The organism is Gluconobacter sp. GP1, assembly GCF_032913585.1.
Lineage (GTDB): Bacteria > Pseudomonadota > Alphaproteobacteria > Acetobacterales > Acetobacteraceae > Gluconobacter > Gluconobacter cerinus.
In genome coordinates this window covers 1-203 of the sequence record NZ_JASGXC010000097.1, presented here as the reverse complement: position 1 = coordinate 203, position 203 = coordinate 1, and the positions used below count along the sequence as shown (strand labels likewise).

Here is a 203-nt window from a genome sequence, read left to right as displayed (position 1 = left end):
CAGGGGGTGTGGCAGGTCACGGACGGCACCTGGAACCAGTATGCCTCGGAACTCGGTCTGAGCGCGGCCGACCGGTCCGATCCCGTGGCCCAGGCCAAGGTGGCGAGCGCCATCATCAGCGATTACGCGTCCGCCGTGAGTCGCTCGACAGGCGCACCGGCCACCGGAACGCAGGTCTATGGCGCCTACATGTTCGGCACCAA

The 203-nt window shown here is 67.5% G+C and carries 1 pseudogene; it reads left to right on the top strand.

Annotated elements, in window-relative coordinates:
* Positions 1-203: pseudogene (locus R5H23_RS17075) on the top strand (lytic transglycosylase domain-containing protein); the annotation flags it as partial.